The organism is Cellulomonas hominis, assembly GCF_901521055.1.
Taxonomy (GTDB): Bacteria; Actinomycetota; Actinomycetes; order Actinomycetales; family Cellulomonadaceae; genus Cellulomonas; species Cellulomonas endometrii.
Genome location: NZ_CABEGA010000007.1, coordinates 1 through 675, shown reverse-complemented (window position 1 = coordinate 675; position 675 = coordinate 1). Strand labels below are relative to the sequence as shown.

The following is a 675-nucleotide window of genomic DNA, read 5'->3' as shown; positions in this document are numbered from 1 at the left end:
GGCGCGGGGGCGTCGTCGCGGCCGGGGTCGCGGGCGCCGGGGCGCCGGGGACCGGGCTGGTGCTGGTCATGAAGGGCTGTCCTTCCGGGTACGGGGGCTGCCACTGCGGCGCCGGGGCCCGGCGCTCCTTGTTCTGGCGCAGCACGTTCACCGTGATGACGACGCCGGCGCCGACGACGGCGATCCACGCGACACCGCCGAGCCAGCCGGAGTCGAACGGACCCCAGCTGAACCACCAGTCACCGGCGCTCATGCCGATGACGACCATGGCGATCGCGCCGAGCAGCGCGATGTCGAAGCGGCCGCGGACGGTCTCCTCGAGGTGGATGCGCCCGTCGGCCTGCTCGGGCAGCAGCGCCCACGCCAGGCCGTACAGCACGAAGCCGAAGCCCATGAGCATCGTCACGCCGATGGCCCCGCGCACCAGAAGCGGGTCGACGCCGAACCGCGCGGCGAGACCGCCGCCGACCCCGCCGACCCAGCGGTCCGACGACCGGGTCACCCCGGTGCGGCGGATCGCCTCGAAGAAGCCGTTCACCCCGTTGCCGTCGGACGGGGGTGCTCGGGCGGCCAGGATCGAGCCATGACGAACGACAGCGCCGACCTCGGGTCGGGGACCGGCACGCCGCCCGGACCGTGGCCGCGTCGTCGGCGGCGTCGCGGCCGGGCTCGCGC

Annotated in this window: 1 protein-coding gene; it reads right to left on the bottom strand. The window is 75.4% G+C overall.

From position 1 onward, the window contains the following. Positions 1-538 (bottom strand): PspC domain-containing protein (locus KJP73_RS01335; protein ID WP_213280959.1); only part of this gene is annotated, 538 nt, incomplete at its 3' end. Positions 539-675: the final 137 nt, after the last annotated feature.